Source organism: Actinophytocola sp., from assembly GCF_050699935.1.
Lineage (GTDB): Bacteria > Actinomycetota > Actinomycetes > Mycobacteriales > Pseudonocardiaceae > Actinophytocola.
In genome coordinates this window covers 1-14,243 of record NZ_JBOHGB010000173.1, presented here as the reverse complement: position 1 = coordinate 14,243, position 14,243 = coordinate 1, and the positions used below count along the sequence as shown (strand labels likewise).

Sequence of the window (14,243 nt, the reverse complement as noted above, 5' to 3'; positions counted from 1 at the left end):
CCACCACGCGGCGCGCCGATCCCGACCGTCGGCGGGCGGGCGGCCCCGGTCGCGTCTGGTTCGGCGGCGTCGGGTTCGGCGTCGTCCGGCCACAGTGCCGGGGTCCAGCCATCCGGGCCGGGTGCGAGATCGTCCGCCACGCGCCGCGTCGGGTCCTCGATCGCCTCGCCCGGGCCGGCCAGCAGCGCCCGGTAAAGCTCGCAGCGCTCGGTCAGCTCCTCGTGCGTCCCCGTGTCGACCACCCGGCCGCGGTCGAGCACCGCGATCCGGTCGGCCAGGGCCAGCGTCGAGCGGCGGTGTGCGATCAGCAGCGTGGTGCGGTCGCGGGTGACCGCACGCAACGTGTCGTGGATCGCCGCCTCGGTGGCCGTGTCCACGGCGGACGTCGCGTCGTCGAGCACCAGCACGCGAGGGTCGGACAGCAGCGCGCGGGCCAGCGCCACCCGTTGCCGCTGCCCGCCGGAGAGCGTGAGCCCGCGCTCGCCGACGACCGTGTCGTAGCCGTCCGGCAGTGCCGCGATGAACCCGTCGGCCTGCGCCGCCCGGGCCGCCGCCCGCACCTCCTCGTCGGTGGCGTCCGGCCGGCCGTAGGCGATGTTGGCGCGCACCGTGTCGGAGAACAGGAACGCCTCCTCGAACACCACCCCGACCGTGCCGCGCAGCGATGCCAGCCGCAGCTCGCGGATGTCCACGCCGGCGACCGTGATCGAGCCGGAGTGCACGTCGTAGAACCGGGGCAGCAGCAGCGACACCGTCGACTTCCCGGACCCCGCCGTGCCGACCAGCGCCAGCGTCTCGCCCGGACGGACGGCCAGTGAGATCCCGTCGAGCACCGGCTCGCTGCGGGTGTAGCCGAACGTCACGCCGTCGAGCCGGACCTCGACCGGGCCGGCCGGCACGTCGACCGCGTCCGGCGCGTCGGTGACCGTGGGGTGCGAGTCGATCAGCTCGTAGACCCGCTCCACGCCGGCCCGCGCCAGCTGGACGTTGACCAGCAGGCCGGACAGGAGCCGGGTCGGGCCGACCAGGTTCGCCACGTAGCTCGCGAAGGCGAGGAACGTGCCCAGCGTGACCTGCCCGTTCATCGCCATGAAGCCGCCGAGCGCGAGCACCGCCACCTGCCCGACGCCCGGCATCGCGACCAACGTGGCGATCGGTCTTGAGGTGAGCCGCGCGGTGCGCATCCGCTCGCCGAACAGCTGCCGGGCCGCCTTGTCGAGCCGGTGGGTCTCCCGTGCCTCCTGGCCGAAGCCCTTGACCACCCGCACGCCGGTGACCGTCTCCTCGACGTGCTGGGCGAGGTCGCCCGCGCGCTGCTGGGCCGACCACGACGCGGGGAACAGCACCTGCCGGCTGCGCACCGCGACGAACGCCACGACCGGCGTGATCACCAGCGCGATGAGCGTGAGCGGCGGGGACAGCCACAGCATCGCGCCTAGCGCGGCCAGTGCGAACACCACGGTGCCGACCGAGAGCGGCACCATCATCAGCAGGCCCTGGACGAGCTGCAGGTCGGTGATCGACCGGGACACGATCTGGCCGGTGCGCAGCGCGTCCTGCTTGGCGCCGTCGAGCCGCTGCACGGCGGCGAACACCTGCTGGCGCAGATCGTGCTGCACGTCCAGTGCCAGCCGCCCGCCGAGGTAGCGCCGCACGAACGCGCTGCCGAAGGTCGACAGCTCCATCACCAGCATGGCGGCGACGAGCCACCAGAGCCGGTTGGTCCGGCCGGCCATCGCGTCGTCGACGACGAGCTTGACCATGATGGGACCGGCCGCCTGGAAGCCGACGCCGATCATCGAGAAGATCAGCGACAGCAGCACCAGCCGGCGGTGCCGCCAGCAGGCAGCGGAGAGCCGGCGGATCCAGCCACGGGAGGGTTCGACGGGCTTGTCGGGCACGAATCCAGATTAGGTCGCCCCACTGACAGTCCGCCGATACCCGCCCGGACCTGGCCGAGCGTGTGTCAGGTGATGTCGCGGCGCTGGTTGCGGATCAGGCCCGTGCCGAAGAACAACGCCGTCCAGCCCAGGAAGATCAGCCCGCTGACCCACAGCGAGAACGCGCCCGGCGCGCCCGCACCGGCACGCGCGATCGTGTCGAAGTCCTCCCGCTGCTCCGGTGTCGGCTGCTCGTTGACCAGTTGCTGGATTTGGTCGAACAGCAGCTGCGCCGCGGTCGAGCCGGTCAGGCCGTTCGCCGAGCCGTTCGGCATCACGCCCGCGACGTGCGAACCCTCCGTGGACACCGTGATGATCAGCTCGGCGACCGGGCCGACCAGCGCCGCGTACAGCAGCAGGATCACCAGCGTCGCCACGGGTGAACCGAGCAACGCGCCGACGCCCATGCCGAGCAGGGTCCACAGGATGCAGGAGATGATGCCGGTGAGCAGGATGATCATCCAGTCACTGGCGTCGGGCAGCGCGCCGTCGCCCGTGCCGATCAGCACCCCGAGGCTCGCGGCCAGCGCCACCACGATGCCGTAGACGACGCCCCACACCGTGTAGACGATGGCCTTCGCGCCCAGCACCGAGGCCCGGTTGGGCGCGGTCAGGAAGCTCGTCGTGATCGTCTTACGGTTGATCTCGCTCGCCAGCGCTAGGGCGCCGAACGTCATCGGGAACAGGGTCGCGAAGTTCATCGCCCTGGTCAGCGCCAGCGAGGACAGGGACAGCTCGGCGTCATTGATGCCGGCGAGGTCCAGCGCGTCCTCGATCTCGCCCGCCACGTCGGTGAAGAAGATCGCGGACAGCCACGCCCAGCCGAGCGCGAGCGCCACGGCTGGGATGAGCAGTGCCCACCACAGCTTGGTGGTGAGGATCTTGCGGAACTCCGCGTTGATCAGCCGGCCCATCAGGCGTTACCTCCGCTTCCACCCTGACCGGGCTGCTGCTCCTGCTCCGACTGCGGAGCCTGTGGTGGCTCTGGTGGTTGCGGTGGCGGTTGCTGTTGTGGCTGCTGGGGTTGGACCTGCTGTTGGGGTTCGCTCGGTGGTCCCCAGCCGCCCGGCGGCGTGCCCTGTTGGGGTGCCTGCTGGGGTCCGCTCGGTGGTCCCCACCCGCCCGGCGGCGTGCCCTGCGGCGGTGCGTACCCCTGCTGCTGCGGGTAGCTCTGCTGGCCCGGCTGCTGGTACTGCTGGGGCTGGTGATAGCCGGGCTGTTGCGGGTAGCCCTGCGGCGGCATCTGGTAACCGGGCTGCTGGCCAGGTTGCTGGTAGGCCTGCTGTTGGTACGCCTGTTGCGGGTAGCCCTGCTGGGGCATCGGCTGGCCGACCGGCTGCGCGTAGCCGCCTGGTGGGACCGGCGGCAGCTGGCCTTGCGGGACCTGGCCGGGCGCGGCGAACTGGCCGCTGGTCAGCTGGAAGAACAGCTGCTCGAGGTCGGCCTTCTCCTCCTGCACGCCGTACAGCGCGACGCCGGCCTTCGCGGCCACGTCGCCGATCTGCTGGACGGTGGCGCCGACGACCGCGACCTTGCCGTCGGGCATCGGCTGGATGTTGGTGATCTGTGCTTCCTGCAGCGCGGTGGCGAGCTTGCCCACGTCGGCCGGCTGCACGATCACCCGGCTCTGCTGCGACTTCCGCAGGTCGTCGAGCATGCCGTAGTACATGGTCTGGCCGCGGCTGATGATCACGACCTGGTCGATGGTCTGCTCGACCTCGGCGAGCAGGTGGCTGGAGATGAGCACCGTGCGGCCGCTGCTGGCGAACGCCTTGAGGAACGTGCGCAGCCAGGCGATGCCCTCCGGGTCGAGGCCGTTCGCCGGCTCGTCGAGCACCAGGACCTGCGGGTCGCCGAGCAGCGCGGTGGCCAGCGCCAGCCGCTGCTTCATGCCCAGCGAGAACCCGCCCGCCGCCCGCTCGCCGGCCGAGCCGAGGCCGACGAGGTTCAGCACCTCGTCCGCGCGCTGGTCCGCCACGCCCATCGCCGCGGCGTAGACCCGCAGGTGGTTGCGGGCGGTCCGGGAGGGGTGGAATCCCTGCGCCTCGAGCACCGCGCCGACGACGCGCGCGGGGTTGCCGAGGTGATGGAAGGGCTGGCCGTTGATCGTGGTCCAGCCGGCGGTCGGGGCGACCAGGCCGAGCAACATGCGCAGGGTCGTGGTCTTGCCCGCGCCGTTCGGGCCGAGGAAGCCCGTGACCGAGCCCGGCTCGACGTGGAAGCTCAGGTTCTGTACCGCCGCCACATTGCCGAAGTTCTTGCTGAGGTTCTGCACCACAATGCGGCCGCTACCGTCCTGCACGGTCCCCTCCTACCTGCCGACTCGTGCCGGACATCTTGCCCCAATGGCTGTTCGGCCGTGTCGGCAACCGTCCGGTTCGCGATCGAGCACGTCCCGTGCCGGGCGTTCACGCGGGCATAGCTCCTGGTCGCGAGCGCGGCGCCGGCCGCGGCGGCCGCCGCGGTGACCAGGAACGCGGCACGGAACTGGCCGTCGCCGGGGGCCGGGCCGAGCACGAGCGTGAGGACGGAGACGGTGACCGCGGCGGACAGGTACTGCGAGGTCGTGAGCAGCGCGCCCGCGGTCCCCTGGTGCGCGGCGGGGACGTCCTGGGTGCCGATGGTGAACATGGACGGGTAGATCACGCCGTGGCCGAAGCCGGACAGCAGCAGGCCGGGCAGCAGGTCGGCGGCGTAGGAGTCGCCGTGCAGCGCGAGGGAGAGCCAGAGCAGGCCCGCGGTCGCGACGGCGAACCCGCCGGCCAGCACGGTCGCCGGCGAGTACGTCCGCACCGCCCGCCCGGCCGCCCCGTTGCCGGCCGTCACGAGGACGGCGAGCGGCACGAAGGCGAGGCCGGCGCTCAGCGCGTCGTAGTCCTTCATGCTTTGCAGCAGCAGCGTGAGCAGGTAGAACTCCGAGCCGACGCTGGCCATGTAGAGCGCGGTCGCCACCGCTCCCGCGCGCAGCGTCGTGATCCGGCGCAGGGCCGGCTCGATCAGTGGCACGGTCCCCTCGTTGCGTACGAACGTGCCGAACAGCGCCACCGAGAGCACCAGGCTGACCAGCGTCGGCCAGGCCCGCCAGCCCTGGTCGGCGCCGAGCGTGAGGCCGAGGACCAGCGTGAGGACCGTGCCCGTGCCGAGCACCGCCGCCCGCAGCGGGATCCGGTCCGCCGCCGAGACCCCGGCGGCGCGGATCCAGACCAGCGCGCCCACCGCGCACAGCACGGTGAGCGGCACGTTGATGACGAACGTGAGCCGCCACGACGCGGTGGTGAGCAACCCGCCGAGGACCGCGCCCGCGGCCAGGCCCGAGGCGCCGACGGCCCCCCACACGGCGAGCGCGCGGTTGCGTGCCGGGCCGGCGGGGAAGGTCGTGCCGATGAGGCCGATGATCGCCGGCTGCAGCAGCGCGGCGCCGAGCCCCTGGGCACCCCGGGCGGCGAGCAGCACGGTGCCGTCGGCCGCCGCGCCGCCGATCGCGCTCGCGATGCCGAAGAACACGATGGCGCCGATGAACAGGCGTTTCGCGCCGACCCGGTCGGTGAGCCGGCCGCCGACCACGAGGAAGCCGGCGAACAGCACCGCGTACGCGCTGACGATCCACTGCGCGAGGGACGGCTCCAGGTGCAGGTCGGCGGCCACGCTCGGCAGGGCGACGTAGATGATCGAGTAGTCGAGCGCGATGAGGAACTGTGCCACTGACAGCACGGCCAGGGTCGGTCTCATGACCCCATGCTCGAACCTTGACACTAATGTGAAGGAAAGCGTCGTGTGAGGGAGGTCGCGGGGTGCGCATCGGGGACCTGGCGGCGCGGACGGGCGTGCCGACCAGGCTGCTGCGGTACTACGAGGAGCAGCGTCTGCTCAGCCCGTCCCGCTCGGCGAACGGCTACCGGTCCTTCGACGACGGCCTCGTCGGGCGGGTCACGCAGATCCGCGGCCTGCTCGACGCCGGCGTGCCGACCCGGATCATCCGCGAGATCCTGCCGTGCCTGGACGACCCGTGCTCGATCCACGTCACCGACGCGACCCCGGAGCTGATCGCCGACCTCGAGCGGCACCGCGACCAGATGGACGCGAAGATCCAGTGCCTGGCGCGCAACCGGAACGCGATCAGCACGTACCTCCAGGCGGTCCGCAAGGCCACGTAGGTGTACCGGCTAGCGGTCGACCGGGCGGAACGGGTTGCGCAGCGGGTGGGTCCGGGCGCGGTGCGGCAGTCCCTCCCCGATGAGCTGCTCGTGCGCGCACCGCCAGACCTGGCACGGCCAGCGCGGGGAACGCCGTCCCCGTTGGCACGCCTCGCAGCGGCCGTCGGGGTCGACCCGATGGGTCCGCAGCAGCAACCGCCAGCCGTTGGCCAGCCGGCAGATCTCCGTGCGGGCCAAGGGAAGCAGGGTCGAGGCGTCGGCCTGGCCCGCGGCCCGGTCGAGCATGTCGAGGCGGTGCAGCACCGCGCGGCGCACCGTGTCGTCCGTCGTCCACATGCCGGCTCAGACCGCCCGGTCGAGGGCGCGGACCGCGGCCTTGTCCAGGGTCAACCCCAGACCGCGGGCCTGCTGCGCGGACAACACCGCGGCGGCTCCGGGTGGGGGGACCAGGACGACCCTCTCGTCTTCGACCAGGACGGTCAGCGCGCGGTCCCGGCCGAACGGATCGTTGCAGCTGACGGACCAGCGAGGTTCAGTCACCGTTACGACATCGGCGTGCGAAACGGTCGACCGAAGTGGTAATCCTGAACTTCACTCCATTGCCTGGATTCTCACTCGATCGAGAGTGGGCGGCCCGATCCGAGTGAACGTAGGAGTAGCAGTCGCGGCCCGTAGCACTTTGGGCGATCTTGGTGGCGGAAGCCATCTCGTTACCGCAGAAATCTCAAATCGCCGCACCCCGGTTGCAGCGCTGTCGACACGGACGGCATATCCTTCTGTTGGCGGCCCGCTCCCAGTGACCCCCAGGCTGGTTGAGCGGGCCGCCCCCGAGCCCCTTGTTCGGCGCTTTTTCTCGCGCCTTCCCGTTGTTCCGTCTCGTTCTGGGGCGCGCCCCAGAAGCCCCACGGTGCGCGCTCCCCCGGACCCAGCGTGGGCGCTTAGGCGTTGACCAGCAGACGCCTTGGCCCGTTGCATCCGGCGTGGCCGCCTTTTGGGGTGTTCACCGGTGGGCGTCTTGGCTCGGCGCTTGACACTGTGACGTTCTTTGGCTCGTTGTAATGGGCGGCCGACGTTTGTTGCTGGTCAAAGGGTGGGCATGGGAAGAGGCGCTGGGCTACCAGCGCCTTTCCGGTTTCTTCTCTGTGGAGTCGGTGTTGATTAGGTGAGGAATTCGCTCAACTTCGTGTGGGGGAGGGCGTGGGCCTCGGCTACGGGGGCGTTCGTCAGGGCGCCCGCGTGGGTGTTCAGGCCCAGGGCCAGGGCCGGGTCCGCGCGCAGAGCGTCGTGCCAGCCCTGGTTGGCCAGGGCCACCGCGTACGGCAGCGTCACGTTCGTCAACGCGTACGTCGACGTCCGCGGGACCGCGCCCGGCATGTTCGCCACGCAGTAGAAGACCGAGCCGTGGACGGAGTACGTCGGGTCCGCGTGCGTCGTCGGCCGGGAGTCGGCGAAGCAGCCGCCCTGGTCGATCGCGATGTCGACGAGCACCGAGCCAGGCTTCATCCGCGCCACCAGCTCGTTGCTGATCAGCTTCGGCGCCCGAGCACCCGGCACCAGGACCGCGCCGATCACCAGGTCCGCGTCGCGCGCGGCCTCCTCCACGGCGTACCTGTTCGACGTGATCGTGCGGATCTGACCGCGGAACTGCAGATCGATCTGCCGCAGGCGATCCACGTTGGTGTCCAGCACCTGCACGCTCGCGCCCATGCCCAGCGCGATCGTCGCCGCGTTCAGGCCCGCGACGCCGCCGCCGATGACCACCACCCGCGCCGGCGCCACCCCCGGCACGCCACCCGGCAGCACCCCCCGGCCACCCGACGGCCGCATCAGCGCGTACGCGCCCACCTGCGGCGCCAGCCGGCCCGCCACCTCCGACATCGGCGCCAGCAGCGGCAGGGCACCCGAGGGCAGCTGCACCGTCTCGTACGCGACCGCGGTCGTGCCCGCCGCCATCAGCGCCCTCGTCAGCGTCTCGTCCGCGGCGAGGTGCAGGTACGTGAAGAGCACCTGGCCCGCCCGCAGCCGCGGATACTCCTCGGCGATGGGCTCCTTCACCTTCAGCACGAGGTCGCCCTCGGCCCACACGTCGTCCGCCGACGCCAGCACCTTCGCGCCGACCGCGAGGTACTCCTCGTCCTGGATCGACGAACCGGCACCGGCGTCGGCCTCGACGAACACGTCGTGCCCATGCGTGGTCAGCTCGTGCACCCCCGCCGGTGTCAGCGCCACGCGATACTCGTGGTTCTTGATCTCACGGGGAACGGCGACCTTCACGACTTTCCTCCCGACTAGGCCAGATGGGTGTTGCACCAGACAATGGAGTAACTATCCGTGATAGTCATCGTCCTCCGAGCACCAGCCTGGCGCCACTCGCTCGTGCTGCGGGCACAGTCGGCTGGAGGTTGGCTCAACGCCACCGTAACGCCGTGAGCTGGGCGAGCAGCGCCAGCCGCACGTCCGGATCGTCCAGGTCCACGCGGGCCAGCTCGGTCAGCTTCGCCATCCGGTACCGCAGGGTGTTCGGGTGGATCCGCAGGGCCCTGCTCGCGGCCCGCGGGTCGCCGGGATGCCGCAGCCACTCGTACAGGGTGTCCACGTACGAGGTGCCCGAACCCTCGTCCTGCGCGAGCAGCACGGACAGCGGCCCGAAGTCGGTGACGCCCGACCCCACCGCCGCCACCGCCGCCCGGTGCAGCACGAGCACCGGCCAAGCCTGCTCGTGGCTGGCCACCGGCCCGTCCAGCAGCCCGGCGCGCAGCAACGCCAGCGTCTCCTCGGCCAGGTCCCGCGACTCCGCAAGCCCGGTGAGCGGCACCGGCGGGCCGGCCGCGACCAGCGGTGGCGTGCGGTCCTCGGCCAGTGCCGCGCGCAGCGACGGCCAGCCGCCCTCGCCGGGACGGTCCGGCACCACCGCGTAGAGCACGTCGTGCAGCTCCGCCATCGCCGGCCGCCGGCCGACGCCCGCGGTGATCCGCTCCCACAGCGCCAGCCGCATGCCCTCCGCACCCAGCGGGTCGTCCGCCCGGCTCGCGATCGCCACGACCCGGTGCGGCTCGTCGGTCAGGTTCAGCTCCGCCGCCACCAGCCGCACGCTGCCCCGCCCCTCGAGCACGGCCCGCACCAGCTCGGCCGACCGGCGGCGCTCGGCGTCCTCGGTGGCCCGCCGCCGCAGCAGGTGCAGCGCGACCACCGGCGCCGTGTCGGCGAAGGCGGCCGCGCGTTCGTCGGCCACCGGTCCCGCGACCACCGCCCACATCGAGCCGAGCAGCTCGCCGCCCATCCGGATCGGCACGATCAGCCGTGGCAGCGTGCCGTCCTGCTGGGCCGGCACGAAGATCGTCGTGCGGCCGCGGGAGAGCTCGCGGAACACCCCGCGCGAGCGGAACCGCGCGAGCACGTCGTCCGGCACCCGGCGGCCCATGATCGTCGACACGCGTGCCGGGTCCGTGCGGTCCTGGCGGGCGGAGTAGGCGAGCACGCGGGAGTTCGCGTCCTCGATCGTGACCGGCGCGTCGACGACCGCGGCCGCCGCGTCCGCGAGCCGGAACAGGTCGCCCAGGCCGCTCGACCGGGTGTCGTCCTCGAACTCGTCGGCCGCCGCGTCGAGCACCGACCGCAACAGCCACACGAGCTGGGCCCACGCCGCGCCCGAGTGCACCTCGACGACCGCCAACCCGGTCTCCTTCGTCGCGGACCGCGCCGCGCCGCGCGCCGGCAGCGGTGGCTTGAGCAGTACCGCCGCCGCGCCCTGCGCCCCACAGTGTCGGATCAGCTCGACCGCGTCCTTGGCGGTATGCACCGACACGCCGAGGACCAGGTCCCCGTCGCCGACCTGGTCCTTGCGTCCCGGCTCGGCGATGACCACGTCGTTCACGTGGGTCGCCGCGCCGCCGAGCCGGACGTGCAGCAGCGTCGGACCGACCCGGTCCACGACGCCCTGCACGGTGATCACGGGTAGATCGTCCCCCTTGGGGCGAGCCGGGAGCCACCCGGCGGCTACTCGTCGAGCCGGGTCACCAGTGCGCGCAGCGCGGCGATCTCGTCGGCGAGCGCCCGCCGGCCGGCCTGGGTGATGCTCACCCAGGTCTTCGGCCGCCGGCCGTCGTAGCCCTTCTCCATGTCCAGCAGCCCCGCGTCGACGAGCACGGTCAGGTGCCGGGACAGGTTGCCACCGGTGAGCTCGAGCGTGTCCTTGAGGTAGCCGAACTCCACCCGCTTCGTCTCCGACGCGATCGTGAGGATGCCCAGCCGGTGCTTCTGGTGCACGACGTCGTCGAGCCCGTTGGTCGGATGGTCACTCACGGCGTGTTCCGGGCCCTCGTGAGCGCGGTGACCGCGCCGCCGACGACCAGGATCAGGCCGGGCAGCAGCAGGCTCTGTACCGCGTAGACCTGTGCGTCGTCCCGGCCGCTCGCCCAGCCGAGCCATTGGTACAGCTCGTCCAGGTCCCAATCCCACAGCCAGTGGTTGGCGGGGATCGAGGCGATCGTGAACAGCGTGCCGATGACCGCGAGCGGGATGCTGCGCTCCCACCACGCGAGGACCAGCAGCGCGACCGCGATGGCGAGCAGGGCCGAGAAGCCCTTGATCATGTAGACGCCCACGGTGGCGAACGTCAGCGAGGCGAGCAGCACCCCGACGAACACGCCGGCCGCGCGCTGCCGATCCGTCCGTTGTGGACGGAAGGTCCACGCGAGCACGGCCGTGGCCAGCACGGCCGAGCCGAACAGGATCGGCAGGTTCAGCCACGGCGCGGAGTACAGGTTGATCCCCCGGCCGACGTTCGCCGCCAGCTGCTCGAGGACCGGTTGCCACAGCAGGAAACCGGCGAGCACGGCGAGCGCGGCGACGAACGTCCAGCGGGTGTCGGTCTCGATGCCGAGCCGCCGCGCGCGCCGCCGGTACCACCAGCCGGTGATCGCCGTCCCGCCGACGATCGTGAGCACCCAGTACCAGTCGACCAGACCCGGGTACTTGACGTTGCCGAACATCGGCGCGAACTGCGGGAACGGCCCCTGGTCGACGAGCTGGAAGCCGGAGGTCCCGTCCGTGGAGTTCACGATGGGCAAGCCCGGGATCGAAACGTAGGTCAGCGGCGCGAGCAGGATCAGCCCGCCGAACAGGAACAGCGGGAACGCGTAGCCGTGCCGGTCCGCACGGACCCGTGCGCGCAACGTTCGCATGTCCTCGAGCAGGTCGGTGGCGGTCGGTTCCGCCCGGCTCGGCGCCGGGCCGTCGTCGTCGGTCATGAGATCCCCAAACTTGATTGCGATGCACATAGATTTGCATCGCAAACAAGACCTGTCAAGATCAGGCGTCGGGTGGGTCTGGCGGATGATCTCCCGCACCCGGCAGCTCCACCTCGGCCCCGCAAGCTCGCTCACGAAGTCATGGTTCGCTCGCAAGCTCGCTCACGAAACAGGCCGCCGCCGACGGCGAGCTCGATGAAGTGGATCGTGCCGACCGGCAGCACGTTGCGGAACACCGCCACCGCGCCGAACGCCGTGCGGTAGCAGGAGATCGCGGCGGTCACGTCGCGGACGAACAGGTGCGGCGTGCGCGCGTGGCTTCATGGCGGGCCTCACGACACCGAGCGTCGCCGGCCGGCGAGCAGGCCCGCCTCGGCCGCGACGTCGACGAGCCGGGCGAGCAACGCAGTCTCGCGGGTGGCCGCGAGGTGGCCGAGGTCGGTCAGGCGGTAGTAGCGGCGGCGCGCGTCGTGCGGCTCGTCGCTCTCCCCGCCCGCGACCTCCTCGACGAGGCCGTCCGCCACGAGGCGGGCGATCGTGCGGTACAGCGTGCCGGGGCCGAGCTGGACCGAGCCGCCGGTGACCTCGTCGATGAACCGCATGACGGCGTAGCCGTGCGTCCGCCCGCCGGCCAGCGCGAGCAGGACCTGGTAGCCCGCGGGGGTCAGCGGTGGCGGGTTGCCCTCTGTCATGTCCACATAATACAGTCCAGCATTGTTATATCTGATGTGGTTATATCCAGGAGGTGGACGATGATCAGCGGTGTCAACCAGGTCGTGCTCTTCGTCGACGACCAGGAACGCGCCAAGCAGTTCTGGGTAGACACCATGGGCTTCGAGCTCGCCGACGACGCGCCGTACGGCGAGGAGCGCTGGCTGTCGGTGCGGACGCCGGACGGTGCGGTCAAGCTCGTGCTCAGCAAGCGCCAGCCGGGCTGGTCCATGGGCGAGGTGCGCGATGGCACGCCGACCTCGTCGGTGTTCTTCTACACCGACGACGTCGAGGCGACCTACCGGGAGCTGTCCGCGAAGGGCGTGAAGTTCCCCGCGCCGCCGACGAAGCAGTTCTTCGGCTGGTGGTCGATGTTCGAGGATCCGGACGGCACCCGCTACGCGCTCGGCGAGCGGTGGGGCAGCGACAACAAGCCCGACACCGATTAGCTGAGCGCGGCCGCGACCAGGTCGGCGACGTAGGCCTGGCCCTTGGCGTTGGGGTGGAGCGGCACCGACAGCGACTCGGGGATCAGGCCCTCGACGTACTTGTCGTCCGAGCACACGTCGTGGCCGAGGAGGTCGCCCGCGTTGACGAACACCGCGCCGTTGGCGGCCGCCTGCGCGGCGAGCATCGCGTTCAGCTGGTGCTGCACGCCGTCGAAGTAGGGCACGTCGCCGCCGGCGAAGGGCACGATCGGCCAGCAGCCGTCGGTCGGCGGCAGGATGCGCAGGTAGCCGACGACCACGACGGTGGCCTGCGGCGCCCGCTCGTGGATGCCGTCGAGCACCGCGTCGACCGGGCCGGCCACGGCGTTGATCCGCTCGGCGAGCTCGTCGGTGCCGCCCTCGGTGAAGTGGTCCTCGCACGGCGAGCCGAACGGGTTGGTGAAGCTCTTCTCCGCGCACGTCTTCGCGATGTCGCTGAAGCCGATGTCATTGCCGCTGATGGAGAGCGTCACCAGGCTCGTGTCCGGGGTGAGCGCGTCGAACTGCGGCGCGTTGTCGCCCCCGGTCACCGACTGCGGCTGTGTCATGTGGACGGTCTCGGCGCCGCCGCAGGTCGCGTCGACGAACGTGCCCGCGCCGAGCCGGGCCGCGACGCCGGACGGGTAGTTGTCGGTGGCACGGGCGCAGCCGATGGGGTCGCCGTGGATGTTGTCCAGCGAGCCGACGGCGGCGAAGGAGTCACCGAGCGCCACGTACTTCCCGACAGCCGGGGCGGCGCTGGCGGATCCGGAGAGGGCGACGGCGGCGACCGTGGCGATCGCGGCGGCGGTGGTGAGCAGGGGCAGTAGCCGGCGCATCGGAGACTCCAGTGTCTCGAATTCTCTACTCGTCGGTAGACAACCACTAAGACAATGCGCGGTCGGTGAATTGCTGTCAATCCAACGAAAGTGGGGGGACCTTGGTCAGGACAGCGCGGTCGTGATCCACTCGGCGACCGGCAGATCGCGGCTCGTGCATTCGGCGGACAGCCGGATGGTCCACCGCAGTGCCTGCACCATCAGCGTCACCATCTCGTCGGGCGCGGCGTTGGCGAGCGCGATCTCGATGTGGGTCTTCGCGGCCTCGGTGTCGCCGTGCACCTCGGCCAGCAGCGTGCGCACGGCCGTGCGGACCGGCGGGTCCGCCTCGTCGATCGGCACCTCCTGGCCGTCGTTGTCGAAGACCTGCATCTTCACCGGCGCGGTGCCGCCCGAGCCGAGCGCGGCGACCATCGCGCTGCACTCGTGGAACAGCAGCAGCATCAGCTCCTGCGCGTCCTCGACGCCGGCCGGACCCGCCCGGAACGCCTCGGTCACCCGCTCCGCCGCGTCCTCGTCCGGCCCGGCGTTCATCGCCGCGAGCGCCTGGCTCGCGGTCTCGACGATGCGCCTGTCCCGGTCGGGGTCGCTGTTCGGGTCCACGGCCACATCTTCCACCAGTCGCGGTCGAACCGGGCTCAACCGGTGGTGACGGGTCGTGTCAGACCGGTCAACGTCATCAGGTCGCCGACGGCGACGGGAGGACCGAACACGCTGCCCTGCAGGGTCGTGACGCCCGCATCGGCCCACCACCTCGCCTCGGCCTCGGTACGCACGTCGAGCACCGAACACTCCCGGCCGCCGGCCACGACAGCGCGCACCAGCCGCTCGGTCTCCGCGCGCAGCACCTCGCTCGCGGTGTCGCGGCCGGCCGCGCCGGCGC

At 71.5% G+C, this 14,243-nt stretch carries 17 protein-coding genes; 2 read left to right on the top strand and 15 right to left on the bottom strand.

Annotation, left to right across the window (positions count from 1 at the left end):
- From ACRDTB_RS33300 to ACRDTB_RS33285, 4 genes are all read right to left on the bottom strand, one after another.
- The coding region (locus ACRDTB_RS33300) for an ABC transporter ATP-binding protein (protein ID WP_431436190.1) at positions 1 to 1,901 on the bottom strand (1,901 nt) is incomplete at its 3' end.
- Between the two features lie 65 nt (positions 1,902 to 1,966).
- Positions 1,967 to 2,854, bottom strand: a complete 888-nt coding sequence (locus ACRDTB_RS33295) for an ABC transporter permease subunit (RefSeq protein WP_431436189.1) — start codon at positions 2,852 to 2,854, stop codon at positions 1,967 to 1,969.
- Positions 2,854 to 4,242 (bottom strand): ABC transporter ATP-binding protein, encoded by a 1,389-nt coding sequence (locus ACRDTB_RS33290; RefSeq protein ID WP_431436188.1) that lies wholly within the window; start codon positions 4,240 to 4,242, stop codon positions 2,854 to 2,856. The genes ACRDTB_RS33295 and ACRDTB_RS33290 overlap by 1 nt, the downstream gene beginning before the upstream one ends.
- A complete protein-coding gene (locus ACRDTB_RS33285) occupies positions 4,164 to 5,669 on the bottom strand; it encodes an MFS transporter (protein WP_431436187.1) in 1,506 nt (501 codons plus the stop codon). The genes ACRDTB_RS33290 and ACRDTB_RS33285 overlap by 79 nt, the downstream gene beginning before the upstream one ends.
- A gap of 62 nt (positions 5,670 to 5,731) precedes the next feature.
- Here ACRDTB_RS33285 and ACRDTB_RS33280 point away from each other — a divergent pair, with 62 nt between their 5' ends.
- Positions 5,732 to 6,094, top strand: coding sequence for a MerR family transcriptional regulator (locus ACRDTB_RS33280; RefSeq protein ID WP_431436186.1), 363 nt, complete (start codon positions 5,732 to 5,734; stop codon positions 6,092 to 6,094).
- 9 nt (positions 6,095 to 6,103) lie between these two features.
- Here the strand turns inward: ACRDTB_RS33280 and ACRDTB_RS33275 are convergent, their stop codons facing one another.
- The 8 genes from ACRDTB_RS33275 to ACRDTB_RS33240 form a co-directional block, all read right to left on the bottom strand.
- Positions 6,104 to 6,430 carry a hypothetical protein gene (locus ACRDTB_RS33275; protein ID WP_431436185.1) on the bottom strand — a complete coding sequence of 109 codons (327 nt, stop codon included), beginning with the start codon at positions 6,428 to 6,430 and terminating at the stop codon, positions 6,104 to 6,106.
- A gap of 6 nt (positions 6,431 to 6,436) precedes the next feature.
- Positions 6,437 to 6,634 carry a hypothetical protein gene (locus ACRDTB_RS33270; RefSeq protein WP_431436184.1) on the bottom strand — a complete coding sequence of 66 codons (198 nt, stop codon included), beginning with the start codon at positions 6,632 to 6,634 and terminating at the stop codon, positions 6,437 to 6,439.
- 618 nt (positions 6,635 to 7,252) lie between these two features.
- On the bottom strand, positions 7,253 to 8,368 hold the full coding sequence (ald, locus tag ACRDTB_RS33265; protein WP_431436183.1) for an alanine dehydrogenase: 1,116 nt from the start codon (positions 8,366 to 8,368) through the stop codon (positions 7,253 to 7,255).
- Between the two features lie 133 nt (positions 8,369 to 8,501).
- Entirely contained in the window at positions 8,502 to 10,046 is a 1,545-nt protein-coding gene (locus ACRDTB_RS33260; RefSeq protein ID WP_431436182.1) for a PucR family transcriptional regulator, read from the bottom strand.
- Positions 10,047 to 10,090: 44 nt separating this feature from the next.
- On the bottom strand, positions 10,091 to 10,396 hold the full coding sequence (locus ACRDTB_RS33255) for a transcriptional regulator (protein WP_431436181.1): 306 nt from the start codon (positions 10,394 to 10,396) through the stop codon (positions 10,091 to 10,093).
- Positions 10,393 to 11,343: a hypothetical protein gene (locus ACRDTB_RS33250; protein ID WP_431436180.1), complete on the bottom strand. Its 951-nt coding sequence runs from the start codon at positions 11,341 to 11,343 to the stop codon at positions 10,393 to 10,395. Before ACRDTB_RS33250 ends, ACRDTB_RS33255 begins: the two co-directional genes overlap by 4 nt.
- Before the next feature lie 131 nt (positions 11,344 to 11,474).
- Positions 11,475 to 11,627: a hypothetical protein gene (locus tag ACRDTB_RS33245; protein WP_431436179.1), complete on the bottom strand. Its 153-nt coding sequence runs from the start codon at positions 11,625 to 11,627 to the stop codon at positions 11,475 to 11,477.
- A gap of 48 nt (positions 11,628 to 11,675) precedes the next feature.
- Entirely contained in the window at positions 11,676 to 12,035 is a 360-nt protein-coding gene (locus ACRDTB_RS33240) for a PadR family transcriptional regulator (RefSeq protein WP_431436177.1), read from the bottom strand.
- A gap of 60 nt (positions 12,036 to 12,095) precedes the next feature.
- On the opposite strand from ACRDTB_RS33240, the gene ACRDTB_RS33235 reads away from it, so the two are divergent.
- Positions 12,096 to 12,503, top strand: coding sequence for a glyoxalase superfamily protein (locus ACRDTB_RS33235; protein WP_431436176.1), 408 nt, complete (start codon positions 12,096 to 12,098; stop codon positions 12,501 to 12,503).
- Here ACRDTB_RS33235 and ACRDTB_RS33230 read toward each other — a convergent pair.
- The 3 genes from ACRDTB_RS33230 to ACRDTB_RS33220 form a co-directional block, all read right to left on the bottom strand.
- On the bottom strand, positions 12,500 to 13,360 hold the full coding sequence (locus ACRDTB_RS33230) for an SGNH/GDSL hydrolase family protein (protein WP_431436175.1): 861 nt from the start codon (positions 13,358 to 13,360) through the stop codon (positions 12,500 to 12,502). The two genes, ACRDTB_RS33235 and ACRDTB_RS33230, sit on opposite strands and share 4 nt — an antisense overlap.
- Before the next feature lie 105 nt (positions 13,361 to 13,465).
- Positions 13,466 to 13,894, bottom strand: a complete 429-nt coding sequence (locus ACRDTB_RS33225) for a hypothetical protein (RefSeq protein WP_431436191.1) — start codon at positions 13,892 to 13,894, stop codon at positions 13,466 to 13,468.
- Positions 13,895 to 13,998: 104 nt separating this feature from the next.
- Positions 13,999 to 14,243, bottom strand: a 245-nt coding sequence (locus tag ACRDTB_RS33220) for a hypothetical protein (protein ID WP_431436174.1), incomplete at its 5' end; no start/stop codon positions are given.